A 26568-nucleotide genomic window follows, 5' to 3' on the forward strand; every position below is an offset into this window, starting at 1 on the left:
CGCGAATTTGCCCCGGTTACGTTGAAAGCCCCGTACCCTACTGATCAAGCAGAGCTTTTTTCGCGCTGTGCTAGGAGCGCGCTAGAACGCTCCCCGGGGCTTCAAGGGCGCAGCCGGCAGTCGAGCTGCCGGGCCAGCGTACCCGTCGCTGGCAGTTTCCGTTAAACGGAAGGGCCGACGGTGGATGATAAAGAAGGTGTAATGCAGCTCAGTTCCGCGCATCTCGTTCTGAGCCCACTCCTCCCGGCCGGCGGCCCGTAAGACGTGGCGCCAGTTGGTAGCGTTGCAAGGCCGCACCGAGATATGGTCGTCGCTGGCGCTGTTGGCTAAGCGATGCGGCGTGAGAAGCGGGGGTGCAGCCGGACGGGTGGCGGCTGGAAGGCAATGCCTAGCTGTAACGGATCAGCGGCTACACCGAAGCCGCGGCGTCAGCCGTTGCTAACGCGCCGGAACTCAGCTGGCGGAACGCCGGTGAAGCGACCGAACGCCGTTGTGAGGTGGCTCTGACTGGAAAAACCCGTCTCCAAGGCGATCTCCGCGATCGGCAGGTCCGTCGCGAGCAGGAGCGCTTTGGCCCGCTCGACCCGCTTAGCCAAGATGTACTGATGGGGCGAGGCGCCGTACGCCTCCCGGAACACGCGTCCGAAGGCGTTGACCGGCAGGTTCGCGACCTGGGCCAGGGCGGCGAGGCTGAGGTCGCCGCCGAGTTCCGCCTCGATGTAGTCGGCTATGCGGCGCAGGTCCGGTCCGTTCGCGGCGGACCGCCCGGGCGGGATCGGCTTTGCGCCAGTCCGCGAGCCGTGCCGCCTCAGGAGGTGCACGGCGGCCGAGCGCGCGAGCGCCTCGACATAGAGGGCGCTGCCGCCATCCTCGACCGCCAGCAAGGTGTGTAGCACCGCGAGCGCGAACTGCTCGAGGAACGCGTCCATCGTGCCCGGTGCAAGGTCCACCTCGGCCGTGCCGGCGCCGCCCTGGCTCCCGAGTTCCCGCGCGACGGTGTCGAGCAGGTCCTGCCGGAGATAGATCATCAGCATCTGGGTGCGCCCCCGCCGATACCACTCCGAACTCTGCCCCCGGGGGATGACGAAGAACTGGCGCGGCCGGAGCGTCACCTCCTCATCGCGCCGTCCCGCCAGGCGCCGGCGCAAATAGGCCGGCTGGCTGACGCAGTAGGCGAGGCAGTGATGGGCATGGGCGGGATGCGCGCCGGACCACGTCGTCACGTTCGCGAGCGAGGCATGGATGTCGCGCCAGCCGCGCCCCTCGCTCTCGGCAAGCACCGTGTTGCCCGGTAACCAGCCGATCTGACGGGTCTCCGCCGACCGGAACTCCGCGACGCGATCGCTGAAGTGACACAGAGGCAAATCCGACGCTCCCGCCGCCCATCGCACCCAGGTGCCTTCTTGAAACACACATGGTGGGTTTTTGAAAGACCACCTCGAACCTTCGACGGCATCCTCAAGCAAACACGATAAATTCTGCCGAAAGCGGCGGCAGCGGCTGCCAACGAAATACCCTAACTGCGCACGTCGTGTGCGAAATCAACTTGAGCGATGAGTCGATCGAGTGAATACCTCGGCTGTCAGAGGGCGGCAGAACGGCAGTTCACGAAGGAGATAGGGTCGCGGCGGCCGGTCACGGATCGGCGCCGCGACGGGCTGGACGGCGATGACGCGATCGCCATCCAGCCAACGGACTTGAATCGCGGATAGGCAATAGCGGATCTGGACATGCCTCGCTCTCTGACTCGCAGGTTCCTCGTCGGGGCGGCCGTGGTGGCCGGGCTCGGCCTCGCGCTTCCGGCCAGCGCGCAGGATGCGCCGATCCGGGGCGGGACCCTGACGGCTCTGCTCCATCCCGAGCCGCCCTACCTCCTCTCGGCCGTTGACCCGACGCTGCAGATGGCTGTCGTCACGACGAAGATGTACGAGGGGCTCCTCAGCTACGACCTCGACATGAAGCCCCGGCCGCTGCTGGCGGAATCCTGGAAGGTGGCGCCGGACGGGCTGAGCTACGTGTTCAAGCTGCGCCAGGGCGTGAAGTGGCACGACGGCCGCCCTTTCACGGCTGACGACGTCGCCTTCTCGCTCGGCGTCTGGAAGGCGCGGCACGCCCGCGGGCGGCAGAGCTACGCGCGCGTGACTGGCGTCGAGACGCCCGATCCCCACACGGTGATCCTCCGCCTGTCGGAGCCCGCGCCTCAGATGGCGACGGTGTTCTCAAGCTACGAATCGCCGATCATCCCCAAGCACGTCTTCGGCACGGGCGACCTCCTCTCCAACCCAGCGGCCTCCGCGCCGGTCGGCACCGGGCCGTTCCGCTTCAAGGAGTGGAAGCGCGGCGACAATCTGATCCTCGAGCGCAACCCCGATTATTGGGATACCGGCAAGCCCTACCTTGACCGGGTCGTCTTCCGCTTCATCGCCGACGCCTCGTCGCGGGCCGCCGCGCTCGAAGCGGGCGAGGCGCAGATCGGCGCGCTCACGCCGGTGCCGCTCTCCGAGATGGCGCGGCTGACCGCCAACCCGAACCTCGTCGCGACAACGAGCGGCTACGACTACATGGCGCCGGTTCTGCTGCTGCAGCTCAACGTGCGCAACAAGCCGCTCTCCGACCGCAAGGTACGCCAGGCCATCGCCTACGCGATCAACCGCGACACGCTGACGAAGACCGTGTGGTTCGGCTACGGCAAGCCCGCGACCGGACCGATCCCGAGCGTGGTCAAGGCCTGGTACACGACGGACGGCGTGCCCGCCTACCCGCACGACCCGAAGAAGGCCGAGGCCCTGCTCGACGAGGCCGGCTACAAGCGCGGCCCGGACGGCAAGCGCTTCAAGATGCAGACCGACCCGTTCCCGGGCGGGGCCGAATTCACCCGCACGGCGGAGTTCATCAAGCAGCAGCTCGGCCGCGTGGGCATCGAGGTCGAGCTGCGCACGAGCGACTTCCCGAGCTACGTCCGCAACATCTTCGGCGAGTACAATTTCGAATCGACGCCGATGTACAACGGTGCTTTCCCGGATCCGAGCGCCGGCCTGCAACGCATCTACTGGTCGAAGGCGGCCCAGAAGGGCGTGCCTTTCGTGAACGCCACCGGCTACGCCGACCCGGCTATGGACCACCACTTCGAGGACGCGCAGACCCAGAACGACCCGAAGAAGCGCTGGCAGGACTTTGCCGACATGCAGCGCCAGGCGATGACCGACCTGCCGGTCATCCCCCTGATGGAGATGCGCTTCGTCACCCTCGCCAACCGCCGGGTGGTGAACCATACCATCACCGCCGACGGGCTGATCGGCACGAACTTCGCCAACGTTTATCTGGCGACCCCCAACCCGGCGGCCCCGAAATGAGGGGCTTCGCGTCGATTTCGGCTCTCTCCCGTCACTTCCCGCGGTCGCACTACGTGCTCGCCCGCGTCGCGAAGTCGATCCCGGTCTTCCTCGCCATCGCGGTGTGCAACTTCATCCTCCTGAAGCTGGCGCCGGGCGACGCGGCCGACGTGCTCGCCGGCGAGGCGGGCTCGGCGACGCCGGAATACCTCGCCGCGTTGAAGAGCCAGTTCGGCCTCGACCAGCCGACCTGGGCACAGCTCGCGCATTACGTCGGCCGGCTGCTCCGCCTCGATCTCGGCTGGTCGTTCCGCAACAACCAGGGCGTGCTGGCGCTGATCCTCGAGCGCTTGCCGGCGACGCTGCTCCTTATGATCGGCGCACTCGGCCTCGCCTTCATCCTCGGCGCAGCGCTCGGCGTGCTAGCCTCCCGCCACGTGAACGGCGCCCTCGACAACCTGATCTCGGTCGTCGCGCTCCTGTTCTACGCCACCCCGCTCTTCCTGGTCGGCCTCGGCCTCATCATCGTGTTCGCGGTCCATCTCGGCTGGCTGCCGACGGGTGGGCTGACCACGGTCGGGGCCAGCTATACCGGCTTGCGCTTCGCCGTCGACGTCGCCCTGCACCTCGCGATGCCGCTCGTCACCCTGGCGCTTTTTTTCCTTGCCCTCTACGCGCGGCTGATGCGGGCCTCGATGCTCGAGGTCTTCAATCAGGACTACGTGACGACGGCCCGCGCCAAGGGGCTGTCGGAGGGGCGGATCACCGTCCGGCACGTGCTGCGCAACGCGATGATGCCGATGGTGACCATGCTGGGCCTCCAGGTCGGCACCCTGCTCGGCGGCTCGGTGGTGGTCGAGACGGTGTTCGCCTGGCCGGGGATCGGGCGGCTCGCCTTCGAGGCGGTGATGAGCCGCGACCTCAACCTGCTGCTCGGCATCCTGCTGATCTGCTCGGTGGTCGTCATCATGGCCAATATCCTAGTCGACCTCGCCTATGCCTGGCTCGACCCCCGCATCGAGCTCGCCCGATGACGGGCGCCCTCGCCTTCTGCCGCCGCTTCGCCCGCAACCGCGCGGCGCTCGCCGGCCTCGTCCTGCTCCTCGCCATCCTGCTGATGGCGGCGCTCGCCGGCGTGCTGTTTCCCGACGATCCCTGGGACATGGTGGCCCAGCCGCTGCTGTGGCCGGGCCAGGATGGCGAGTACCCGCTCGGCTCGGACCTGATGGGCCGCGACCTGATGAGCGGCCTGTTCCACGGGGCGCGCGTCTCGCTGGCCTTCGGCTTCACCGCCACGGCGGCGGCCCTGCTGATCGGCGTCACGGCGGGCGCGCTCGCCGGCTACTACGGCGGCCTCGTCGACGACGTCCTGATGCGCATCACCGAGCTGTTCCAGACCGTGCCGCCCTTCATCCTGGCGATCGTGCTGGTGGTGATCCTGACGCCGTCCGCCCTCACTATCGTGACGGCGATCGCGCTGGTATCGTGGCCGGGCGTCGCGCGCCTCGTCCGGGCAGAGTTCCTGTCCTTGCGTGGGCGGGAATTCGTCCAGGCCGGCGTCGTGCTCGGCATGGGCGACGCCCGCCTGATACTGACCCAGATCCTGCCAAACGCGCTCGGGCCGATCATCGTCAGCGCCTCGCTGATGGTCGCGACCTCGATCCTGCTCGAGGCGAGCCTCGCCTTCCTGGGGCTCGGCGACCCCAACCTGATGAGCTGGGGCACGATCATCGGGGCCGGGCGCGACGCCCTGCGCAGTGCCTGGTACGTCGCAGCGCTGCCGGGCGCCGCGATTCTCGTCACGGTCCTGGCATTCAGCCTCGTCGGCGAGGGCTTGAACGATGCCCTCAACCCGCGCTTGCGCAACCGCTGAGGCCCGTTCCCGCATGACGCTTCTCGCGATCGACGACCTCCAGACGCATTTCTTCACGCGGTCCGGGATCCTCAAGGCTGTCGACGGCGTCAGCCTGTCTATTGAGCCCGGCGAGGTCCTGGCGGTCGTGGGCGAGAGCGGCTGCGGCAAGTCCGTTACCGCCTTCTCGGTGCTCGGCCTCGTGCCGAACCCGCCGGGCCGTATCGTCGGCGGCAGCATCCGCTTCGAGGGCCGGGAACTCGTCGGCTTGCCGGCGCGCGACATGCGGGCGCTGCGCGGCGACCGCATCGGGATGATCTTCCAGGAGCCGATGACGAGCCTGAACCCGGCCCTCACGGTCGGCGACCAGATCGGCGAGGTCTTGGTCCGCCACCGCGGCTTCACCCGCCGGCAGGCCCTGACGCGGGCGGAGGAACTCCTCGACCTCGTGCGGGTGCCCGACCCGCGGCGGCGGGTGACCGAGTACCCGCACCGGCTCTCAGGCGGGATGCGCCAGCGTGTGATGATCGCCATGGCGATCGCCTGCGAACCGAAGCTGCTGATCGCCGACGAGCCGACTACCGCCCTAGACGTGACGGTCCAGGCCCAGGTGCTCGACCTCCTGGCCTCGATCCGCGCGCGCTTCGGAATGGCGATTCTGCTCATCACCCACGATCTCGGCGTGGTCGCCGAGACCGCCGACCGCGTCGCCGTGATGTATGCCGGGCGCAAGGTCGAGGAGGCCGCCACGGCACGGCTGTTTGCAGACCCCCAGCATCCCTACACACGGGGTCTCCTCGGGGCGATCCCAGAGGTGGCGGACGACGACCCGGCGATGGGGCGGGACCGCCCGCGCTTGAGCGAGATCCCCGGCATGGTCCCGGCCCTCGACGCGATGCCGCCGGGCTGCCGCTTCGCCCCGCGCTGTCCCGAGGCGATGCCGGTTTGTCGCACCGCGCCACCCGCCTTGCGGCCGGCCGGCGGGGGCGTGGCCGCCTGCTACGCCCGGCAGGACGATCGGCCGAGCCTGGAGGAGGTGGCATGAACCCGCATCTCCTCCGGGTCGACGACCTCACCAAGCACTTCCGGACGCCCGGCGGCACGGTCCACGCCCTCGACGGCGTGACGCTGGAGATCGCCCCCGGCGAGACGCTGGGCCTCGTCGGCGAGTCCGGCTGCGGCAAGTCCACCCTCGGCAAGACGCTGGTGCGGCTCTACGAGCCCGATTCGGGCCATATCGAGCTGCTCGGCCGGGACATCGCCCATCTCGGCCCCGGGGCGCTCCGCCCCCTGCGGCGCGAGATCCAGATGATCTTCCAGGACCCGTTCGCGTCGCTCAATCCGCGGGCGGCGGTCGGGCGGATCCTCGAGGAGCCGATGATCGTCCACCGGACCCACGGGCGGGCGGAGCGCCGGGCGCGGGTGGCCTGGCTGATGGAGCGGGTCGGCCTGCGGCCCGAACACGCCGGGCGCCTGCCGCACGAATTCTCCGGCGGGCAGCGCCAGCGCATCGGCATCGCCCGGGCGCTGGCCCTCTCGCCCAAGCTCATCGTCTGCGACGAGCCGGTCTCGGCCCTCGACGTGTCGGTCCGCGCCCAGGTCATCAACCTGCTCGCCGACCTGCGCGATGCGTTCGGCCTCGCCTACCTGTTCATCTCGCACGACCTCGGGGTCGTCCGGCACGTCGCCGACCGGATCGCCGTCATGTATCTCGGCCGCCTGGTCGAGACCGGGCCGGCGGCGGAGATCTGGTCGCGCCCGCGCCATCCCTACACACAGGCCCTGCTCTCGGCAGTCCCGCAGGTGAGGACCGAGCACCGTCGTCCCCGCGTCGCGCTCGTCGGCGACCTGCCCTCCCCCCTCGCGCCTCCCAGCGGCTGCCGCTTCCGCACCCGCTGTCCGCGCGCCACGACACTCTGCGCCGAGGCGGCGCCGGCGATGCTCGCGGTCGCCTCCCGCCACCTCGCGGCTTGCCACCATCTCGATGCCCCGGCCGCCCCGCATGCCGGCACCGCCTCATCGACCGTCCTCTCCGAGGCTTCCTGACATGCCCAACCTGTTCAGCCCGTTCACGCTCAAGGACGTCACCTTACGCAACCGCATCGCGATCTCGCCGATGACGATGTTCTCCTGCGCGGCCGACGGCCTGGTCAACGACTGGCATCTCGTCCATCTCGGCGCGCGGGCGGTCGGCGGAGCGGGGCTCGTCATAATCGAGCAGCTCGCGGTCTCGCCCGAGGGGCGCATGACCCCGACCTGTGCCGGCATCTGGTCGGACGACCACATCCCGGCCCTGCGCCGGGTCACCGACTTCATCAAGGCGCACGGCGCGGTGCCGGGCGTGCAGCTCGGCCATTCGGGGCGCAAGGGCAGCATCACCCCCCCGTGGGACGGTTACGCCCAGCTGCCAGTGGATCATCCACTGGCCTGGGAGCCGATCGGGCCGACGGACGAGCCCTTCGGCGGCGCCCGCTACCCGCGCGGCGCGCGCTACGCCTCGCAGGCCGACATCGAGCGCCTGAAGGACGACTTCGCGCAAGGCGCCCGCCGGGCGGCCGAGGCCGGGTTCGAATGGGCCGAGCTGCACTATGCCCACGGCTTCCTTGGCGCGAGCTTCTTCTCGCCGATCGCCAATTCCCGCGACGACGCTTATGGCGGCAGCCTCGAGAACCGGTCGCGGTTCCTCGTCGAGACGCTCGATGCCGTCCGGCCGCTCTGGCCCGAGTCCCTGCCGTTGACGATGCGGATCGGGGCGACCGACTACCACCCGGACAGCCACACGATCGAGGACACAATCTGGCTCGTGCGCACGATGGCTGAGCACGGCCTCGACCTCGTCGACATCAGCATGGGGATGAACTCGGACCGCAGCACCGACGTGCCCTGGACCGATCGCGGCTTCATGGTGCCCGCCGCGGCGCGGATCCGCCGCGAGGCAGGCCTGCCGACCGCGGTGAGCTGGAACCTCGCTGACCCGGCTTACGCCGACTCGGTCATTCGATCAGAGGAGGTCGACCTCTTGCTCATTGGCCGGCCGGCTCTCGAGAACCCGCACTGGCCGCTCTACGCCGCGCTCAAGCTCGGTCTGGATGCGCCCTATGAACTCATGCCAACGCAGTACCAGCACGCCCTTGCGCGCAGCCGCGACCTCGTCAATTGCGGCGGCTTCGGCCCGATCGGCCCAACAGCGTCCTAACTCATCGTGTCGCTGCGACTTCTTTGGTCACCGGCCAGAAGATCCGGACGGTGCCGTCGAACGGCGTCACATCATCTCTATAGGTCCTTCCGCGCGGTGGCGTGAGCCGACGCCGGAGAGCCCCCTGCCGGAGCTTCCCTCAATCCACGACTTTGAGGTCGTTCACATTCACGTCGCCGTCCTGGGTGGTGAAGCTCGGTGCCCGGCCGTTCGACTGGGAGACGCCGCTGATGCGGTGGTCGCCGCTATCGTAGGTGGCCAGCTTGCCGTCGGTCTCGACGAGGAGCCGCTGCTTATCGGGGAAGAACGCGTAGCGCATCCCGTTCTGGCCCCCGCTAGTCAATGGCTGGCCGAGTTCCTGCGGCCACCAGGGCTCGGAGCCCTTCATGGGTTCCATGGGCTTCATTGACCTCATGGGCTCCATGGGCTTCATCGGTTCCATCGTGCTCGGTCCTCTGATGGGATGTCTGAAGCCAACGCTACGCTCGAAGCGCCGAAAGGTTTCCCAAAAAGCTAGGACGGCGAATTCTGCTGTTGAGCTTGTCGTTCGAGAACGTTGAGATAGGCGCCGGGATCGCTGCGGAAGTGAGTGAACTGGGTTTGGGACTGCCTGCGGATATTGAGGGCCCGCATTAGCGAAGCTGCTCGTTGCAAGCTTGAAGCTGTCCTGCTGGGCTCAGGATGCCCCAGGACCAACGGGGCAGCGCGGGGGCATGCCGACAGCAGGACGCCCCTCGAACGCGCTGTACGGCGCTCCTGGCGCATCAGTGCGGAGCGCCATCCCCTACGCGGGGCATAGAGGCGCCCCTACGCTCTTTTGATGCTGCTCGCTGCAGGCCCCCGACATCTCCGTATGTTCGCGGCTCACGGTAGCAGCAAAGACTCGGAAGGCTCTGCTGCTATCGTCCAAGTCGATCAGCGGGGCAGCCGGAGAATGTCCTTGCCGGCCTGGCTCGCCAGGAACAGCGTCGGCTTGCCAGGATTTCCAAGGGCTTCACGACCGTTGAGCAGGCAGCCAACGTCAAGGCAACGACATTTTCCCGTTAAACGGAATAGCCACAGCTTGTTATTGCAACGTACTCTCCCGTCCTACTTGTCGGCTATACGCCATATCCGGACCTCCGGTCCTTGCTGCTGGCATGGTCGATCGTCACCCAAGAGCGGCCATTCGAACTCAGCGCTCGCATGAGTTTGCCCCCCAAACTCGGGGCAATACCAATCCCACTCTGTGCCCGAATGGGCGTACCCGAGACGGCTTGCGAGGCGCACAGCAAGGGCGAGATTGCTCTGTCCAAACTCGTTCGGCTCGTGAGGTCGGGATCCGGTTCGGGACCGTTCTTTCCGATGCCTGCTCCGGCAGCAGCGCCGCCTTCCGCCACGCCCCGGGCAAACGCGGCCTGAGCTGGGTGGTCGGCATCCTTCGCCGCCGAAAGGTCGACGCCGTCGACCTCACCCTCGTGCCGCCTCCCGACCGCGTGCGCAAGCTCGTCCCAGACCAGGACCCGCGCACTGTCGAGGCGGTACTCGAGAACGTTCTGGCGGCGTGTCATGTGGCGCCAGGGCACCAAGGGCAAGCTGTCCGTCTGCTTCAGGGTGTAAGTCGCCGATGAGGTCTGACTGGTAGGCGAGTAGTGCTCCTCGGGCGAGCGCAAGTACTACCTGTCCAGCTTCCCGGCACGGATCACGCGGCGGGCGCTCGTTGGGGCGATCAAGGCACGCTGAATGTGCGAGCAGGCGCATCAGCAGCTCAAGGAAAAACTCGGCCTCGACCACTTCGAGGGCCGCTCGCGGACCGGGCTGCATCGTCACGGGCTGATGACGTGCCTGGCCTTCGCACACCTGCAGCATCGTCGCCTTGCCAGGACGAACCTGATGGGGCGGGGGAAAATGAGGGTCCGTCTTTCGAGCCCGCCGCCCCCGCCGAGCCTCCCAGCATTGCGCCAGACCATCCGCGACCGGCTGTTCTAGGATCTTGTCCCACCCCATCAGTGCCCATGCCGCCAGCATCGTTTCAGGCTGCCACCCAACCTTGAAGTTCCCAGGGAGTGCTATGGTGCCAGTCTGCACAGCTTCGAAAGCGAACATAGGTGGCTGAGAAGGATGGGGACGCGATACTCCATAACCGCGCGATCCTCACGCCCTTTCAGTCGTGAGCGATCGACGTTCTTCCGCACGCTCGTCGCAGCAGGGATGGATATCGCCATCTACAAGGACGGCCTGATCCCGATCTGCGTGTCGTCTCAGGCGATCTTCCGGGTTGCGCTGCCCGACTCGGAGAGCTGTTCCAGGATCTGCTCTGCAGCCGACAGCAGATCGTTGCGCATTGCTTCTGCTGCAGCTTCGCCGTCCCGACGCTCAAGGCCGCTCAGGATCATCTCGTGGTACCCGGCGGCCCGGCGCGTCCCGATGTCCACGGCCAGATGATTGAAGAGCGGCCCCATTTGGAGCCAAAGGCCTGCGATCATCGAGCAGAGCTGCGGGAGACGCGCTGCCTCGTAGATCCCGAAATGAAACTGTCGATTCAATGTCCAGAGTTCACGTCGGGTGCCGCCCGCCCGATCCGAATGAGCGAGTTCCTCCTGGACCCTTTTAATCCCGGCGAGCTCATCATCCGCGATACGTTCGGCCGCGACGCGTGCCGCCTCCGCTTCCAGCAGGAGGCGGATCCTCAGGATTTCCCGATATTGATCGGCTGACAGGCGCGGCACGCCGAAACGCCGGCCGGGGCGTAACTCAAGCGCGCGTTCTCCGATGAGACGCCGGACGGCGTCCCTCACCGGCATCGCGCTCGTGCCGACAAGTTCGGCCAGCGAGGCCAAGGTTACCTCTGCGCCGGGCTGAAGCTCGCCGGTCGAGATGACCTCGCACAGCTTCCGGTAGACCTGAAGATGCAGTGATCCTCGTTCCACCGGTGACGCTGCCAACCCCACCCCTCCGATTCCGTCCCGTGCCATCGACTACCCCTTTCCCAGCTCACTCTACCCCGGTTGGCTGCAAAGGGGCAGAGCGCGAAATGCCCGGTTTCGTGATCATTGATCATTGACCACCTGCTCGATGGCCGGTATCCCTTCCGGTGATCGGGGCCGAAGAGCACCCGGCGAGGATGTAGGTCCCAGGGAGGTTTGCTATGAGGCGGCTCGGCCTGCTGGCAGCGCTCGTATCGGCACTCGGCGCACAAGCCGCCCTTGCGGATGGCGTGGGTGTGAAAATCGGGGTTCTGAACGACCAAGCCTCGATCTATGCGGTTGATAGCGGCCTGGAGACAGTCGAAGCCGTCAAGATGGCCGCCGAGGATGCGGGCCTCGTTCTCGGCCACAAGGTCGAGGTGGTGAGTGCCGATCACCAGCAAAAATCCGATATCGGCGTGGGGATTGCCCGCGAGTGGTTCGACAACAAACAGGTCGACGTGATCGCGGATGTGCCAAATTCAGCCATCGGCTTCGGTGTCCAGGCGCTCTCGACCCAGAAGAAGAAGATCGCACTCTTTGTCGGCGCGATGAGCGCTGACATCTACGGCTCGAAATGCAGCCCCTACGCCGTCCAATGGGGGCTCGACACTTGGTCCCTCTCCCATGCGCTCGCCAAAGCCATTCTCGCACGCGGCGGCAAGCGCTGGTTCTTCATCGGCGCGGACTACACGTTCGGCAAATCGCTGGTCGCGGAAACCAGCGACGCCGTGAAGGCGGGTGGCGGCACCGTTCTCAGGGCAGTATACGCACCGCTCGGTGGATCGGACTTCTCCTCCTTCATCCTGCAGGCACAGGCCGCCGACCCGCAGGTGGTCGCGTTGGCGAACTCATCCGCGGACACAGTCGCGACATTGAAGCAAGCCAAGGAGTTCGGGCTTGGCGGCAAGGACCAGTCTTTCGCCGCCTACGTGATCTTCCAGAGCCATATCAAGGAGATGACCCTTCCGGTCGCTCAGGGGCTGCTGGTGGTCAATCCCTTCTTGTGGACGAAGGACGAGGAGACGCGCGCCTTCTCGAAGCGGTTCTCGGACCGCGTCGGCCATCCACCGGACTGGGATCCGGTGATGACCTACTCGGCGGTGCTCCACTACCTCAAGGCTGTGAACGCGGTCGGCAGCAAGGACGCCGACAAGGTCATGGCCAAGATGCGCGAGATGCCGGTCAACGACTTCGCGACTAAGAACGGCCACCTGCGCCCAGACGGTCGCCTCGAACGCGACCTCTACCTCCTGGAGGTCAAAGCGCCGAGTGAGTCCACCGGACCCTACGACGTCTACAAGCTTGTCGGCACCGTGCCGGCCAAAGAGGCCTTCCGGCCCATGAGCGAGGGCGGCTGCCCGCTCGTGAAGCCCTGAACACCCGAAGCTGCGGCCAGCCCACGACAGAAGAGCAGAACATGATGAGGACGATCAGTTGCGGCCAGGCCGTGGTCGAGGTCTTCAAGGCCGAAGGCGTGCGTTACATCTTCGGCATGCCGGGCGGCCATACGATCGGCATCTACGACGCACTCTACGACGCGCCTACCATACAGCACGTGCTTATCAGGCACGAGCAGCACGCCGCCAGCATGGCGGCGGGCTACGCCCAACTGACGGGTGAGCCCGGCATCTGCCTGGTGACTGCAGGGCCCGGCGCCACCAACCTCGTGACCAGCGTCGCCGAGGCTTACGTCGGTGCGCTGCCGATGATCATCATCGCGGGCCGCGGCGCCACGCGGAATGCACATCGCGGCGCAAGCCAGGAGATCGACCAGGTCTCGATTTTCGGGCCCATGACCAAATGGGCCGTCCGGGTCGACCGGCCCGACTTGATCGTCGAGTGCCTGCGGCAGGCATTCGTGATCGCCCGCTCGGGCAAGCCCGGCCCCGTCCTCATCGACATCCCGCAAGACGTGCTCGCCTCCCAGGTCGAGTTCCCAGCGTATCGTCCGGCAGGGCGCCCCGCCGCACCGCGCGGCAACCGTGACGCCATCGCAGAGGCGGCCGCAGCGCTTGCCCGTGGCCAACGTCCGCTGATCGTGTCGGGCGGCGGCGCGATCGCGTCGGGTGCATCGGCTGAGCTGCGGCGTCTGGCCGAACGACTCGCGATCCCGGTGCTCACGACGCTCGCCGGGCGCGGCGTCCTGCCCGACGACCATCTGTTGGCCGCCGGCGGCATCGGCCACCACCGTCAGGCGATCACCAAGCAGTTGCTGCCGGATGCCGACGTCGTCCTGGCGATCGGCGCCCGGTTCGAGCAGCAGGAGACGAACTGGCAGCCCGACTTCCTGCCCGCGCCCGAGGCGACCTACATCCAGGTCGATCTCGATCCGACCGAGCTCGGCCGGTCCGTCGTGCCGGCCGTCGGCATCGTCGGCGATGCGAAGGCGGTGCTGGAAGATTTACTGGCGGAGCTCGACACGGCCGGCGCGCCGGACCTCTCGAGCCGTCTCGCCGACAACCCACGCGTCGAGCAACTGGCCCGCATGCGGGCAAAGCTCGAAGCTGAGATCGACGGGATGGCAGCCTCGACAAGCACGCCGCTCCATCCGATCCGCGTCCTGCGCGCGATCCGCGAGGCTTTTCCGCGCACAGCGACGATCGGCATCGATGTCGGCGTGCTCGCGCAAGGTATGGGCGGGGCCTACCCGTATTTCAAAATCTACGAGCCGCGCACGACGATCGTACCGTCGAGCTTCTACGGCATGGGGTTCGTCGCGTCGGCCTTCCCTGTCGCGGGTCTTGTTCGGCCCGATCATCCGGCAGCCTGCCTGGTCGGCGACGGATCGTTCCAGATGGTCATGAACATTCTGCCGACCGCGGCGGAACTGAAGGTGGGCGTTACTTGGTGCGTCCTGAACGACGCCGCACTCGGCTCAATCCGCGATATCCAGGAGCGGGCATTCAACGGCCGCTATCTTGGCACCGAGTTCAGTTTCGTGCCGGATTACGCCCGCCTCGCCGAAGCCTGCGGCTGCTTCGGCGCCAAGATCACGACGCCGGACGAGATTGCGCCGGCGCTGGAGCGGGCGCGGGCTGCCAACGCCGAGGGCCGACCAGCCGTCCTCGACTTCCACGTCGCGAAGGAGCGACTCGCCGGTAGCCTGGAGTTCTTCAAGCGATGAAATACCACCCCTTCGGCCAGGCCGTCGGCGGCATCAGCCAGATCGCCTATGTCGTCGCGGACATTGAGAGGTCGATGAAGGACTTTTCCGACCGCCTCGGCATGGGGCCGTGGTTCGTGTCGGGACCCTTCGTTCCGCCGGAGGGCCTCTACCGCGGCAAGCCGACCGACATGCGCGTCACGTTGGCGATCGCCTTCGCCGGCCACGTCATGATCGAGCTGATCCAACAGCACGATGACAAGCCCTCGGTCTATCGCGAGATGATCGAGACGCGCGGCTACGGCTTCCATCACTGGGGAATCTGCTCCGAGGATTTCGACCGCGATGTCGAGCGCTATGTCGGCGCCGACTATCCTGTCGCCTTCTCGGACCGATCGCCGCGCGGCGTCCGCATCGCCTATGTCGACGCGACGCGCGACCTGCCCGGCATGATCGAGATCATCGAGTCCAGCGACCGGTTGCAATCCATCGACATGGATTACTTCGCCGCCTCGCAGAACTGGGACGGCACCGATCCCGTCCGCCGCTGGCCGTGAGGATCAAGTGAAAACCGCAGATCTCTTCGACATTCGGGATCGGGCCGTCGTCATCACAGGCGGTGCTCGGGGGCTTGGCCGCTCCATGGCCGAGGCGATGGTCGATAACGGCGCCCGGGTCATGTTGCTGGACCGCAGCCGCGAGGATCTCGACCGGGCCGTCGACGCGCTTGCCCATCGCGGGCGCGTCGAAGGCATGATTGTGGACGTAGCTGACCGGGAGGGGTTGGACGAGGCAATCGCAAAGACGACCGAAACCTTCGGCCGGCTGGACGTCGCCTTCGCGAACGCGGGCATCGCGGCGGGCCCCGGCTTTCTTTCCACCGAAGGTCAACGCGACCCGGCCGGCGCGATCGAGGCGATCCCGTTCGAACTCTGGGACCGGGTCGTAGAGACAAACCTCACGTCGATATTCGCCACCATCAGGGCGGCGGCGCGTCCGATGAAGACGCAGAGGCAGGGTCGTATCGTGCTCACGGCCTCAATCGCGGGTCTTCGTCCCGGAGCGATTATTGGCACTCCCTACATGGTCACCAAGGCGGCCGTCGCCCATCTTGCGAAACAGGCGGCGCTGGAGCTGGCACGGTACAACGTGCTCGTGAACGCGATCGTGCCGGGCCCCTTTCTGACGCAGCTCACGACGCCCGAACTGGAGGCACGCTTCGCGGCCGGCAGTCCAATCCATCGAGCGGGCCGTCCGGATGAGATCCAAGGTCTCGCAATCTACCTCGCGTCTGCTGCATCTAGCTACGTCACCGGCACGCATATCGTGATCGACGGCGGCTCAATGCTCGGGCGGGCGGACTGATACCGACGGCCGTTGAAAACGACCGTCGGTTCCATTCTCGAATTTTGCTGGGCCTCCAGCCTGGCGTCGGAAATTCGAGATGGATCAATGGTCCTGTCGATCTCGGGCCTGCCCGAGATCGAGTCGATGCGTCAGCATCTTGGGCGCTTGGTATGAAGCATCTCGCAAAAGGCCAGGAGAACGATGCGAGCTGAGCAGCTCTTCGACGTGTCAGGTCGCGTCGCGATCGTCACGGGCGCCGCGAGCGGGATCGGGCTCGCCATGTCCGACGTATTGAGTGCCAATGGCGCTCACGTCGTCATGGCGGACATCGCGAAGGCGCAGCTGGACGAGGCGGCGGAGAGCTTCCGCTCCGAAGGCCGGCGGGTTGACGCGCGGGTGCTTGATGTCGCGGACCTGGTGGCCGTCGACGAGACTATCCGCGCCGTCGCGGCCCAACATGGCCGGTTGGACACGGTCTTCGCGAATGCCGGCATCACCGGCGGGCCCGGCTACACCTTCCCGAACGGCGACATGGACCACGTGTCATTCGAACTCTGGGACCGCGTCATGCAGGTGAACCTGACCGGCGCGTTCGCGACGCTTCGGGCCGCCGCCTCGGTGATGAAGCCCCGTCGCCGGGGCTCGATCGTGGTGACTTCCTCGGTTGCCGCCCTGCGCGCCTCGCACCTGCCCTCACACGCATACCACGCGTCGAAGGCGGCGATCGCTCAGGTCGTCCGCGTTGCCGCGCTCGAGCTCGGACCGCACAATGTTCGCGTCAATGCCATTGCGCCGGGCCCGTTCGCGACGGGCATCGGCAACGGGCGCCTGAGAAGCCCGGAGGTTGCGGCGAGCTTCGCCGCAACGGTGCCGCTCGGCCGTGTCGCTCAGACTGAGGAGATCATGGGGCTCGCGCTCCTGCTCGCCTCGGATGCGTCGAGCTTCATGACCGGCGCGATCATTCCGATCGACGGCGGCACGCAGGCTTGAGCGAAGACCACAAGGGAAAGATATCGTTGCCGAACTGGCCTTCACCTTCGGGTTTGCCGTCAACACGGCGGCGCTCGTCCAGATGATCTGGGGCGGGTACCGGTCGACAACCGCGTGCACGACGTCGTGAACGCACCCGCACCAAGCGAATCGAGCCAGAACTCGGCAGCTCGGAGCGAATGACTCGAAATTTGGTACACTGACGCCTGCATAAGGTCACCGCACATAAGAAATTCGATCGCTACTGCGGACGGTTAGCAAGCGAATATATGGCTCGTTCGTCAGCATCAGTGCTCTAAGCAGAAAAATCATAGGAGGCAGATCATGACTTTCGATGTCCAGTTGCTTATCGACAATCGCGACGAGGCTGCCGAGGCTGGCCGCGCCTATGAGCGCCGCGACCCGGTCACTGGCGAGGTCGCGTCCCGCGCGGCCGCCGGCAGCGTCGCCGATGCGAACCGCGCCGTCGAGGCAGCCGCGGCTGCCTTCCCGGCCTGGTCGGACATGGCGCCGAATGCCCGCCGCACGCTCCTGCTCAGGGCTGCCGACCTAACGGCGTCGAAGGGCGACGCCTTCGCCGAGCTGATGCTGCGCGAGACCGGTGCCACAGAGCCATGGGCGAGGTTCAACGCCATGCTGGCCGCCAACATGCTGCGCGAGGCGGCCTGCATGACAACCCAGATCGCAGGCGAGGTGATCCCCTCCGACAAGCCTGGCTGCCTGTCGATGGCGATCCGCCAGCCGGCCGGCGTCTGCGTCGGTATCGCGCCCTGGAACGCGCCCGTCATTCTCGGCACCCGCGCCGTCGCCATGCCGCTTGCCTGCGGCAACACCGTCGTGCTGAAGGCGTCGGAAATGTGCCCCGGCACGCACAGGCTGATCGGCGAGGTGCTGCGGGAGGCGGGCCTGCCGGAGGGCGTCGTCAACGTCGTGACAAATGCGCCGGCCGATGCGGCGGCGGTTGTCGAGGCGCTGATCGCACATCTGGCCGTGAAGCGCATCAACTTTACCGGCTCGACCCGTGTCGGCCGCATCATCGCCGAGACGGCAGGTCGCTATCTCAAGCCCGTCCTGCTCGAACTCGGCGGCAAGGCGCCGCTGATCGTGCTCGACGACGCCAACATCGACGAGGCGGTGAACGCCGCCGCGTTCGGCGCCTTCGCCAATTCCGGCCAGATCTGCATGTCGACCGAGCGCATCATCGTCGACCGCACGATCGCGGACGAATTCGTGATGAAACTTGCCGCCAAGGCGAAGTCGTTGCCGTCGGGCGATCCGCGCGAGCATGTCGTGCTCGGCTCGCTCGTCAGTGAGGAAGCGGCCGCGCGCGTCGAGGAGCTGGTGCAGGACGCCAAGGCCAAGGGCGCACGCGTCGCGGCGGGCGGCGGCCGTCTCGGCTCGATCATGGAAGCCACGCTCGTCGACGGCGTGACGCCGCAAATGCGCATCTATGCCGAAGAGTCGTTTGGGCCGGCGAAGAGCATCATCCGCGTCGATGGTGTCGAGGAAGCAATCCGCGTCGCAAACGACACCGAATACGGCCTCTCGTCCGCCGTGTTCGGGCAAGACGTGCGTCGCGCCATGGAGGTGGCCAAGCGGCTCGAGACCGGCATCTGCCACATCAACGGCCCGACCGTCGGTGATGAGGCGCAGATGCCCTTCGGCGGCGTGAAGGGCTCCGGCTACGGCCGCTTCGGCGGCAAGGCCGCCATCGCCGAGTTTACCGAGCTGCGTTGGATCACCATCGAGGGTCCGCAGCACTATCCCTTCTGACGAAGCTCGCATCAGCAGCTGGATAGAGAATAGCAGGATGCGCTCTGGAAGGCCGCCGCAGCACGGACCGCTCAAGTCGCGAAAAGTGCCAGGGCGCGGTCGACTAGCTGCGAAGGCTCGGCTGGGCGACTACACCTCACGCGTCCTCGATCAGTTCGCGCCTGGCTAGTTCGAGGACGACTGGCTGGATGGCTGGGGCCGCTTAATCCTTCGTACCGGACGTTCACGGGATAGCCATTGAGGGTCTGCAAGGGGTCACTTGCGGACCGTCGGGCATCGCTGCCGGAATGGCCGCTCCTCTCCCGCTAGCCGCCATTCTGCAATAGGGCGAGTCAAGGGACCATAAGCTCCTCATAGGTGAGCGGCCTGCATGTCGCCCGTTAGATCCCTCGGATCTAACGAACGCCGAAATCAGCGCCAGACGAGGGTGGGGGAATGTCACCGCCGCCCACTGTCAGTGCGGCGACATGAGGACATCATTGGCACGATTGGCAGAATGCAATCCATCTCCACGCGCGCTGAGTGGGGAGCAGCCAACGGCGAGTTCAATTATTTCTGTAAACACTCACAACGCGGCGGAACGTTCGTTGTGCAGACTCGATTTTCGACGAGCGCCACGCTTTGAGACCATGCATAATGCTTCGGCAAAGCCGCTGGGAAGGCGACCTTCGGCAAAAGGACGATTCATGACCCTTGCGACGATCGACCCGGCATCCCGCCCAAGATCTCCCGCCAGGCAAGCCCGACTCCCTGACGACGCGGCGCGCCGACGCGGCGTCATGGCCGCTATTATCGGCAACACTCTCGAATTTTACGACTTCACCACATACGCCTTCTTCGCCGTCACGATCGGTCGCACCTTCTTTCCGGTCGGCGACACTTGGCTCAGCCTTCTCGCCTCGGTCGCCACCTTCGGGGTTGGTTTCGTCACCCGACCGGTCGGCGCCGTAGTCATTGGCGCCTACGCCGACCGGTCTGGCCGTAAGCCCGCCATGATGCTGTCGGTCGGTCTGATGGCGCTCGGTATGCTGATGCTGGCGCTGACCCCCGGCTACGCGACGATTGGGATGGCAGCGCCGGTCTTGATCGTGATCGGGCGCTTGATCCAGGGCTTCGCGCTCGGCGGGGAGGTCGGCCCCTCGACTGCCTACCTCATCGAGAACGCACCTGCGGACCGGCGCGGCCTCTATGCGAGCTGGCAGGTTGCCAGCCAGGGCCTCGCGACGCTTGGGGCCGGCGCGATCGGCCTCGTCTTGTCCCTTGGGCTGACACCCGAGCAGATGCAGGACTGGGGCTGGCGGATCCCGTTCCTCCTCGGCCTGCTTATCGTCCCGGCCGGCCTCTACATCCGCCGCGCTATGCCCGAGACCGCTGCCGCGGTAGCCGGGTCGACAAACCAGGCCGTGCTCCGCCGGCTCGTCCGCGCCCATGGCGGCCGACTGGCACTGATGGTGCCTCTGGTGCTCTGCGGCACGGTCTCGGCCAATGTCGGCAACTACATGACCACCTATGCGATCGCGACGCTGAAGCTGCCGGGCAGCCTCGCGATCACCGCGACCGTGGTGGTCGGGATCAGCGTCGCGACATCCGCGCTCCTCGGCGGCTGGCTCGCCGACCGCGTCGGCCGCCGGCCAGTGATGATTGTGCCGCGGCTGCTCCTCACCCTCGCGGCCTATCCGGCCTTCCTGCTGCTGACGCGGGCCCCGGGCGCCGCCACGCTCCTCGGCCTGTCGGCGCTCCTTGCGGTGCTGGGGACGCTGAGCAGCACAGCAAGCCTAGTGGCAATGGTCGAGATGCTGCCGCGTTCCGTCCGCAGCGCTGGCCTCTCGGTCGTCTGGGCCTTCACGGTGCTGGTCTTCGGCGGCACCACACAGTTCGTAGTGACTTGGCTGATCGGCGTCACCGGCGATCCCCTGGCACCCGGCTACTATCTGATGGCGACCGGCCTCCTCGGCATCGCCGCGATGCTGGCCATGTCGGAGACGAAGGGGGCAGCACTGGTCGAGTGAGGCAGAAGCCCGGTGCGCAGCGATATCAGTCATTCATGCGACGGAGGCACCATGGCATGCATGCTCCGCTCGTCGCGGCCAGGATAGGCGCCCCAGAGTTAGCCGAACTGGTCGCGTTGTGTCGGAGACCAAGTGCGCAACGTCGAAGAATGGAGAGGGTAAGCTTGGTCAGCAAGCGTTTGATCGAGGTCATGACGGTGTTCGACGTCGTCGATCCGGAGGAAATGGGGACCGATTCTCGGGTCAGCGGACGGTTTCCGTCGTCGAACAACAAGCATCGGTACACGCTCCGCAACGGGCCCCGGAGGTCCGAACCGCAGCGCGGCGTTCTCAGCCGGTTTGCCATGCGGCATGCCGGCGACCTCCTGCTCGGCTTCGTGGCCGACCGCTACGGCACGAAGGTCGAGATCACCGCCGATATGAATCGACTCTGCCTTGGGACCATTCTGACTGGCGCCATGGACGTGCGCACGGTAGGCGGCGCGCACGGGGTTGCGTCGGGGAGCACCGGCCTCGTCTACCGTGGCGATGCTGCGACTCGCCTGCACACAGGCGACGGAAATTCTCGGCTCAACCTCTGGGTCCCGGTCGAGCGGGTGGACAGGGCGCTACGCGCCACACTCGGAATCGACCTGAAGCGTCCGGTGGAGTTCGAGCCGACCGTTGATTGGTCGGCCACCGGCGCGGCCAGCGTCCAGGGCCTCATCCAGTACCTGTGCGCCGAGATGGAGCGCGGTGAGGCGGGCCTGCTCGCGAACCCGATGGCGCTCGCCACCTTCACCGACCTGCTGACGCAAGGGCTCCTCAACAACCTCCGCCACTCGTATTCTGACCGGCTGTCCGTCCCGCACCAAGCGACGGTGCCGCGCTCCGTCCGCCGGGCCGAGGAGTACCTGCGCGCGCACGCCTCCGAGCCGGTGCGGATGGAAGACCTCGCGGCGGCTGCGGGATGCAGCCTCCGGGCGCTGCAGATGGCATTCCGCCGGTTCCGGGACACGACTCCCCGGGCGGTCCTGCTCGACATCCGGCTCGATAGCGCGCGCGCCGACCTAGTGGAAGGTGTCCTGCCGGTGGCGCAGGTTGCGGCGCGCTGGGGATTTCTGAGCGTCGCGCGCTTCGCCGCCGCCTATGAGAGGAGGTTCGGCGAGCGGCCGGTGGAGACGCGGCGCGCCCTGTAGAGGTACGACGCGCGCAATCTGGAGACGATGGGCGCATGAAACCTCGCGCCGATATGGTTGGGCTGTGGACGATGGCGAGTGAGGCCGTTAGCTGGAGACGCACGTCGCTGTTCTTTGACGGCACTCCGTCGAGTCGAAGCATCCCGATGAGTTCCTTCTTCCCTTTAATAGCCGGCACGCATTTCGATAAATCAAGCCTTTGCGGGTTAGGCCCTGCAAGGATGCCAACGAGCACATTGATTTTATCTCGGCCGATGATGGCGGTTACCGGCAAGATTCGGGCAGCGGACGACATCCCGCTCGCGTAAGAGAGCGGCACCATCGCGGTAGCCGCTCGCCCGCCCGGCTCCCGGATTCAACGTCGTAAATACCCGCACGGGTTCATTCCCCATATGGAAGGCCGCGGCGATCGGCAGCCGTGCAGCATCACCAAGCGCAAGCCCCGACGAGGCGGCCCCGTCCGGGTCGCCGGTATCTGCGAAAGCCCCGTTGACGAGGTACGCCATGCTGGCCGGACCTGACCTCCTCCTGGCCCCACATCCATCCTACGAGTTCCTGGCTCCGGCCGACTGCGATGCCGCCGATCTCGACTGGTCGTTCCGGGCCGCCCGCCTCCTACTCGCCGAGCCGGCCGACGCCGCGATCGCCGCCATCCTCCGCATGATCGGCGAAGCTTCCGGCTCCGACCGTGCCTGGATGGTCGAGTACGGCGACGACCAAACCAGCATCCGCAACACCTTCGTAGAGTGCCGGTGTCACGCCGGCCCCCACGTCCCGGCCCTCCAGGACGCGAGCGCCACGATGTTCGCCGAGTTGCACCGCCCGCTCGCCGCCGGTCGCGCCGTGATGATCAGCCGCCGGACCGAGGGTCGGCCGCCCACCGCCCGTCCGCTCCAGGCCGAGATGCGCCGACAGGCCGACCCAACCATCCTGGCCGTGCCGATTGTTCACGGGGGTCGCCTGCGCGCCGCCCTCGGCTTCGAGACGGTGCATCGTCGCTGGCCCGGGGCCGAGGTCAGGGCGCTGTTCCGATGCGCCGAACTGGTCGCGCTCGTGCGCTATGGCCGGGGCGCCGGGGCGCCGGACGGGCCCGACCGCTCTCCCATGATCCACCTGCGCGGGATTAGGGGGACGCGGGGCGTCGAGCCGGACGCGATCGTGTGCCTGCGCTCGGCGCGCAACCGCACCGACATCCTGCTCGCGGACGGCGCGAGGGTGGTCGACCCGCGGGCCTTCGGCCTGTGGTCGAGCCTGCTGCCGCTGGCGCGCTTCGTGCAGGTTCACCGCACGGCGATCGTGAACCTGCGGCACGTGCGCGGGGTGCGCCGGGAGAGGGATGCGACGTGCTGGTTCCTGGAGGTCCGCCACCTCGACCAGCCGCTCTCGGTGTCACGTCCCTACCGCGCGGAGCTGAAGGCGCGCCTAGGCCTGTGAGGCCGCGACCGCCGCCCGGAGGGGCCGCTCCGCCAAGGCGGCCGGAGCCGAGAGGCGGGGCTGGAGAGGTCCCGCTTACAAGGCGGGCTCCTCGACGGCGAGGTGCTCGCACGTCGCGAGCCAGACCCGATCGCAGGCAATCGTCAGCCAACCGGAGGCATCGGCACTTCCCTTGAGCGATCCGGCCCATCCTCCCGTGTCGAGGTACTCGGCCACCCGGCGGTCGAGATCGGGGGCGGCGGCCACCGCGAGGCCGAGGGCGGCGAGTTCTGACGCGGGCGACGCACCGGCCTCCAGGTACCTGTTGCCAGCCTCGAGCCGGTGGCCGGCCTGGGGCGGGATCCGCACCGCGACGAAGCGCGTCGCATAGGGCGGCTGGTTGTCCGGATCGACGACGGTGAAGCTCGACATGATCCCGGTCAAGACGCTGACCGGTCTGGTCGGCCGGAACAGCGTCACGAAGATTGGCGCGAGCGAGGCGCTCACGGTGTGCATGGCGAGGCAGGGCGTTTGCCCGTACATCCGCACCGGGCCGCTAAGCCGGGCGACGCCGAAGCTCGGCGCTGTCTGGGTATAGTGAGCCATCGCCGGCTCGCCCGGGTCGTCCGGCGGCTCGATCGTAAGGGACGAGCGGATGAGACGCCCACGGTAGTAGGGCGATTGCGCGTGCGAGAAACAGGCGTAATGCCCCTCGAGCGGGCGCTCGTCGATGCGTGGGACCACCAACGGCAAGCCGTCGGCTTCACGGCGCGCCCGCGTCCCCCGGACCGCAGCAGGGACCTGCCCGTAGCGCTCGGCGAGCCAGTCGCGGAAGGTATCGAGGTCCGCCGTGAGCAGTTCCTGCGTGGAGCGGCCCAGGTTCAGCAGGCGCGCCCAATCGTCAAACAAAGCCGCCGAGCGCGGCAGAGTCCGCCCCTGCGTCCACTTGTACGATCGCGCGACGTCGAACTCCGTCCGCGGATTGATCTGACGGAAGCGGGCTGCGAGCGATTTCTGGCTCTGGCAGCCGAGAACTGCCGCCGTGAGCTGGAGCTTGGCGGCGAAATCCCGCGGCTCGACACCGAGGCCCGTCGTCATGCGTGAGGAAGGCCACAAACGCGCGAGACGTTGTGATCATGAGGCCCAAAGCCCGACCGTGCCGACCTGCGAACCATGCGCCAGCTTTCAAGCAGTTATCTCTGGCGCAATATAATTCGGCCTAGATGGCAAGTCGATTCTGTCACGGTCTCGGCTTCCGGAGCGACACACTGGTCGCCGCCACCGTTGTCGAGGTCCGTCGACGTGCCGAATCGACAGAGAAGCGTGCTCGACGGACAAATTTCGAGCCGTCCCGGTCCGAACGCTCGGACTGCACTGGGAGAGACCGTCGGCAAAGCACGCCGACGCTGCTGCGTCATGGCGCCGCAACAGCGCCTTGGCCACGCGCTCGGCCGGACTTCGCGCCGTGCTCTGGTCCGACGTACGAGATTATGGACGATGCGGATTGTCCGCTCTCGGCAGGTCCACGCACCGTCCGCACTCCGGTCGTCGCCATAGGACGTGAAGGAACCCCACTTCGATTGGTCCTCCAGTACCGCCAGATCTGTCTGCGATCCGCGCCACTCCCCGGCTGTTGATAATCGTCATGGTCGTCCAGTCCGACGAGAGGTTTGCCGACGGGCTTCATCGGAGCGCCGGCCGCGAAAGTCCGGGCTCATCCCACGAGAGATCAGAAAGTCTTGGGGGCCGTCGAAGCCGTCTTGGCCGGGGACAGTCCGGTCGTCGTGGATTTGCTCGGGGGCGCCAGGGCCTCCGACCCGCTCGTGGCGGCATGGGCGGTCATCGACTCCAAGAGAGACGACGCCGCATGCGCGGTCACTGGGGGGTGCAACGTGCCGTTGGCAAGGGCTTCGCGGATCGGGTCCGGGCCGCCTTGGACGTCGCTGGCCTTCAAGGGCTGTTGGGGAGTCGCGAGGCCGCCCGAGATCCCGTCCAGTTCGTCGCTGGAGAGGCGGCGGGACGGATCGGCCGGGTAGGGATCGGTCTCGGTCATCGGGATGGCTTCCTCTTTCTCTTTGCGAATGACGTTTCCCGTCGGGGCGTTCGGCCAACGGGGTCCGGATCGATATGGGAAGTGGCGGCGCGGCGGTTGATGGGGACTGCTCGCCCTCGGTCGTCGTCGCGAATTGGTCACTCGGGATCCGGTCGCTCAAGACCTGGTCGCGCAAGACCTGGCTTGTTCGGCGGGTGTCCGGCTCGGCGCTCCTGCGTCTCGTGACGAGATGGCCGTCGCCACGCCCCTCGCACAAGCCTCGGCGGTCCGTGCGACGGGAGCGAAGTCGCGAAGCGGTCAGCTTTGACTGACGCCAGGGCGCATCCCAGCGAGTCCCAAGGGGCCAGGATACTGGACATCGTGAGAAGCGTTCCACACTGTCCTAGCTGCAATATTTTGGAGTCCAGCATGACATTGCTGCCTGCAACTCGTCGCGGATAGGGAGGCGCCATCATCGGGGCATTGTCGGTTCTAGAGCACTTCACGATCGCGTTGCACTCGTGAAGCTTCTCAAGGTCGTTGATTTTACCGCATTTTTTCGACGATCCGGCGTCCACTTCATCGGAAAATGCCCTAGTAACTTGCTGTCTTTTGAGCAGACCCTTGGGATCCCGTTAAATTTCTCCCAATGGGCCCATATTCATTTACTTCTGCTGGATCATTAATTTTAATCTTGCTGAATTTCCCTGTTTCGACTTTGTAGCTATAAAGGGGTGTCAGCTGCATGTCGCCAATTATGTCTCTCAGCTCGTCTATCCTAGAGGTTTTATTGGTGTTTATAGCCTCGCCCGGCTTCAGGAGAACGGCGCCCCCGTTGGGGCTATTCAGCATTTTTTGCATTAAAACTTGATATTCATCATACGCCGCCCTCTTTTCTGGGGTCAAGGCAGCGATTTTGTCGGCCAAGGGATTATCCATGACATTGCCATGGATATTTTTATCATGCACCACCGTGTCTATTTTTATGGACGATGAAGCGATCTTCAGCGTTGATGGCTCCCCTGCAAGATTGAACGGGCTGGCAGGAGTCTCGACGTGCTTCTCAGTCAACAGATGCGAAGGACCGTTGATCTGTACGACGAACTGTTCGCTCGCCACGCCGCCCGCAATACCATCGAGTTCGTCACCGGTCAGGCGGCGCGACGGGGTGGTGCCGGATTCATCGGTCTTGTTCATGGGTAGGGCCTGCTCTCGCCTGTGAGGCAACCGCCGCCCGAGCGATACTCGGTGAGCGGATCGAGCCGGACACTTGATCGGATGACGCCGCAAATGAAGTGGAACGTTTGTCCCCATTTGTCGTGGACAGGACGTCAACCTGGACACCTGCTATCCGGTCTCTGATGACGACCGGATCGGCTTGACGAGGGCGCCCGC

23 protein-coding genes are annotated in these 26568 nt (G+C 66.4%); 17 read left to right on the forward strand and 6 right to left on the reverse strand.

The genetic code is table 11. From position 1 onward, the window contains the following. Positions 1–428: 428 nt before the first annotated feature. Positions 429–1391, reverse strand: coding sequence for a helix-turn-helix domain-containing protein (locus VP06_RS09950; protein WP_156295525.1), 963 nt, complete (start codon positions 1389–1391; stop codon positions 429–431). A gap of 339 nt (positions 1392–1730) precedes the next feature. On the opposite strand from VP06_RS09950, the gene VP06_RS09955 reads away from it, so the two are divergent. From VP06_RS09955 to VP06_RS09980, 6 genes are read left to right on the forward strand one after another with little or no spacing between them, the layout of a single operon-like run. Then, positions 1731–3353, forward strand: a complete 1623-nt coding sequence (locus tag VP06_RS09955) for an ABC transporter substrate-binding protein (protein ID WP_048463618.1) — start codon at positions 1731–1733, stop codon at positions 3351–3353. After that, a complete protein-coding gene (locus VP06_RS09960) occupies positions 3350–4366 on the forward strand; it encodes an ABC transporter permease (RefSeq protein ID WP_048463619.1) in 1017 nt (338 codons plus the stop codon). The genes VP06_RS09955 and VP06_RS09960 overlap by 4 nt, the downstream gene beginning before the upstream one ends. Next, the gene (locus VP06_RS09965) at positions 4363–5205 is read left to right on the forward strand and encodes an ABC transporter permease (protein WP_048463620.1); all 843 of its coding nucleotides are present in this window, start codon (positions 4363–4365) and stop codon (positions 5203–5205) included. Before VP06_RS09960 ends, VP06_RS09965 begins: the two co-directional genes overlap by 4 nt. Positions 5206–5218: 13 nt before the next feature. Next, positions 5219–6229 carry an ABC transporter ATP-binding protein gene (locus VP06_RS09970; RefSeq protein WP_048463621.1) on the forward strand — a complete coding sequence of 337 codons (1011 nt, stop codon included), beginning with the start codon at positions 5219–5221 and terminating at the stop codon, positions 6227–6229. Further along, a complete protein-coding gene (locus VP06_RS09975; RefSeq protein ID WP_048463622.1) occupies positions 6226–7230 on the forward strand; it encodes an ABC transporter ATP-binding protein in 1005 nt (334 codons plus the stop codon). The genes VP06_RS09970 and VP06_RS09975 overlap by 4 nt, the downstream gene beginning before the upstream one ends. Position 7231: 1 nt before the next feature. Then, positions 7232–8380: an NADH:flavin oxidoreductase/NADH oxidase gene (locus VP06_RS09980; protein ID WP_048463623.1), complete on the forward strand. Its 1149-nt coding sequence runs from the start codon at positions 7232–7234 to the stop codon at positions 8378–8380. A 139-nt stretch (positions 8381–8519) separates the two neighbouring features. On the opposite strand, the gene VP06_RS09985 is transcribed toward VP06_RS09980, so the two are convergent. Continuing rightward, a complete protein-coding gene (locus VP06_RS09985) occupies positions 8520–8822 on the reverse strand; it encodes a hypothetical protein (protein ID WP_048463624.1) in 303 nt (100 codons plus the stop codon). A gap of 697 nt (positions 8823–9519) precedes the next feature. Here VP06_RS09985 and VP06_RS38960 point away from each other — a divergent pair. Beyond that, on the forward strand, positions 9520–9990 hold the full coding sequence (locus VP06_RS38960; RefSeq protein ID WP_425350901.1) for a transposase: 471 nt from the start codon (positions 9520–9522) through the stop codon (positions 9988–9990). A gap of 112 nt (positions 9991–10102) precedes the next feature. After that, complete coding sequence (locus tag VP06_RS38965) at positions 10103–10348, forward strand: hypothetical protein (protein ID WP_053081658.1); 246 nt, start codon at positions 10103–10105, stop codon at positions 10346–10348. A 272-nt stretch (positions 10349–10620) separates the two neighbouring features. On the opposite strand, the gene VP06_RS34075 is transcribed toward VP06_RS38965, so the two are convergent. Next, on the reverse strand, positions 10621–11304 hold the full coding sequence (locus VP06_RS34075; RefSeq protein ID WP_197093175.1) for a GntR family transcriptional regulator: 684 nt from the start codon (positions 11302–11304) through the stop codon (positions 10621–10623). Positions 11305–11507: 203 nt separating this feature from the next. On the opposite strand from VP06_RS34075, the gene VP06_RS10000 reads away from it, so the two are divergent. From VP06_RS10000 to VP06_RS10040, 9 genes are all read left to right on the forward strand, one after another. After that, entirely contained in the window at positions 11508–12704 is a 1197-nt protein-coding gene (locus tag VP06_RS10000; protein ID WP_048463626.1) for an ABC transporter substrate-binding protein, read from the forward strand. Between the two features lie 41 nt (positions 12705–12745). Further along, entirely contained in the window at positions 12746–14452 is a 1707-nt protein-coding gene (locus tag VP06_RS10005; RefSeq protein ID WP_197093176.1) for a thiamine pyrophosphate-binding protein, read from the forward strand. Beyond that, complete coding sequence (locus tag VP06_RS10010; RefSeq protein WP_048463627.1) at positions 14449–14988, forward strand: VOC family protein; 540 nt, start codon at positions 14449–14451, stop codon at positions 14986–14988. The genes VP06_RS10005 and VP06_RS10010 overlap by 4 nt, the downstream gene beginning before the upstream one ends. 7 nt (positions 14989–14995) lie before the next feature. Then, complete coding sequence (locus tag VP06_RS10015; protein WP_048463628.1) at positions 14996–15796, forward strand: SDR family NAD(P)-dependent oxidoreductase; 801 nt, start codon at positions 14996–14998, stop codon at positions 15794–15796. A gap of 183 nt (positions 15797–15979) precedes the next feature. Beyond that, positions 15980–16768, forward strand: a complete 789-nt coding sequence (locus VP06_RS10020) for an SDR family NAD(P)-dependent oxidoreductase (RefSeq protein WP_048463629.1) — start codon at positions 15980–15982, stop codon at positions 16766–16768. A 324-nt stretch (positions 16769–17092) separates the two neighbouring features. Next, positions 17093–18541, forward strand: coding sequence for an aldehyde dehydrogenase (locus tag VP06_RS10025; protein ID WP_048463630.1), 1449 nt, complete (start codon positions 17093–17095; stop codon positions 18539–18541). 779 nt (positions 18542–19320) lie between these two features. Beyond that, the gene (locus VP06_RS10030; RefSeq protein WP_048463631.1) at positions 19321–20550 is read left to right on the forward strand and encodes an MFS transporter; all 1230 of its coding nucleotides are present in this window, start codon (positions 19321–19323) and stop codon (positions 20548–20550) included. A 164-nt stretch (positions 20551–20714) separates the two neighbouring features. Continuing rightward, positions 20715–21728: an AraC family transcriptional regulator gene (locus VP06_RS33710; protein WP_197093177.1), complete on the forward strand. Its 1014-nt coding sequence runs from the start codon at positions 20715–20717 to the stop codon at positions 21726–21728. Positions 21729–22232: 504 nt separating this feature from the next. Then, a complete protein-coding gene (locus VP06_RS10040; protein ID WP_053081663.1) occupies positions 22233–23162 on the forward strand; it encodes a LytTR family DNA-binding domain-containing protein in 930 nt (309 codons plus the stop codon). A gap of 75 nt (positions 23163–23237) precedes the next feature. On the opposite strand, the gene VP06_RS10045 is transcribed toward VP06_RS10040, so the two are convergent. The 3 genes from VP06_RS10045 to VP06_RS36180 form a co-directional block, all read right to left on the reverse strand. Continuing rightward, positions 23238–24239, reverse strand: a complete 1002-nt coding sequence (locus tag VP06_RS10045; RefSeq protein ID WP_048463632.1) for a hypothetical protein — start codon at positions 24237–24239, stop codon at positions 23238–23240. A 631-nt stretch (positions 24240–24870) separates the two neighbouring features. Next, positions 24871–25194, reverse strand: coding sequence for a hypothetical protein (locus VP06_RS10050; protein ID WP_048463633.1), 324 nt, complete (start codon positions 25192–25194; stop codon positions 24871–24873). Positions 25195–25767: 573 nt separating this feature from the next. Beyond that, positions 25768–26370, reverse strand: coding sequence for a hypothetical protein (locus VP06_RS36180; protein ID WP_156295527.1), 603 nt, complete (start codon positions 26368–26370; stop codon positions 25768–25770). Between the last annotated feature and the right edge of the window lie 198 nt (positions 26371–26568).

The organism is Methylobacterium aquaticum (assembly GCF_001043915.1).
GTDB lineage: Bacteria > Pseudomonadota > Alphaproteobacteria > Rhizobiales > Beijerinckiaceae > Methylobacterium > Methylobacterium aquaticum.

Bases quoted from the DNA above. Each gene is read 5' to 3' on its own strand.
- VP06_RS36180 (WP_156295527.1), bottom strand. From the start codon at position 26,370: ATGAACAAGACCGATGAATCCGGCACCACCCCGTCGCGCCGCCTGACC.
- VP06_RS09965 (WP_048463620.1), top strand. From the start codon at position 4,363: ATGACGGGCGCCCTCGCCTTCTGCCGCCGCTTCGCCCGCAACCGCGCG.
- VP06_RS38965 (WP_053081658.1), top strand. From the start codon at position 10,103: ATGTGCGAGCAGGCGCATCAGCAGCTCAAGGAAAAACTCGGCCTCGAC.
- VP06_RS09970 (WP_048463621.1), top strand. From the start codon at position 5,219: ATGACGCTTCTCGCGATCGACGACCTCCAGACGCATTTCTTCACGCGG.
- VP06_RS10040 (WP_053081663.1), top strand. From the start codon at position 22,233: ATGCTGGCCGGACCTGACCTCCTCCTGGCCCCACATCCATCCTACGAG.
- VP06_RS09955 (WP_048463618.1), top strand. From the start codon at position 1,731: ATGCCTCGCTCTCTGACTCGCAGGTTCCTCGTCGGGGCGGCCGTGGTG.
- VP06_RS10050 (WP_048463633.1), bottom strand. From the start codon at position 25,194: ATGACCGAGACCGATCCCTACCCGGCCGATCCGTCCCGCCGCCTCTCC.
- VP06_RS10010 (WP_048463627.1), top strand. From the start codon at position 14,449: ATGAAATACCACCCCTTCGGCCAGGCCGTCGGCGGCATCAGCCAGATC.
- VP06_RS10025 (WP_048463630.1), top strand. From the start codon at position 17,093: ATGACTTTCGATGTCCAGTTGCTTATCGACAATCGCGACGAGGCTGCC.
- VP06_RS10005 (WP_197093176.1), top strand. From the start codon at position 12,746: ATGATGAGGACGATCAGTTGCGGCCAGGCCGTGGTCGAGGTCTTCAAG.
- VP06_RS10000 (WP_048463626.1), top strand. From the start codon at position 11,508: ATGAGGCGGCTCGGCCTGCTGGCAGCGCTCGTATCGGCACTCGGCGCA.
- VP06_RS09960 (WP_048463619.1), top strand. From the start codon at position 3,350: ATGAGGGGCTTCGCGTCGATTTCGGCTCTCTCCCGTCACTTCCCGCGG.
- VP06_RS09975 (WP_048463622.1), top strand. From the start codon at position 6,226: ATGAACCCGCATCTCCTCCGGGTCGACGACCTCACCAAGCACTTCCGG.
- VP06_RS38960 (WP_425350901.1), top strand. From the start codon at position 9,520: ATGGTCGATCGTCACCCAAGAGCGGCCATTCGAACTCAGCGCTCGCAT.
- VP06_RS09985 (WP_048463624.1), bottom strand. From the start codon at position 8,822: ATGGAACCGATGAAGCCCATGGAGCCCATGAGGTCAATGAAGCCCATG.
- VP06_RS10030 (WP_048463631.1), top strand. From the start codon at position 19,321: ATGGCCGCTATTATCGGCAACACTCTCGAATTTTACGACTTCACCACA.
- VP06_RS10045 (WP_048463632.1), bottom strand. From the start codon at position 24,239: ATGACGACGGGCCTCGGTGTCGAGCCGCGGGATTTCGCCGCCAAGCTC.
- VP06_RS09980 (WP_048463623.1), top strand. From the start codon at position 7,232: ATGCCCAACCTGTTCAGCCCGTTCACGCTCAAGGACGTCACCTTACGC.
- VP06_RS10020 (WP_048463629.1), top strand. From the start codon at position 15,980: ATGCGAGCTGAGCAGCTCTTCGACGTGTCAGGTCGCGTCGCGATCGTC.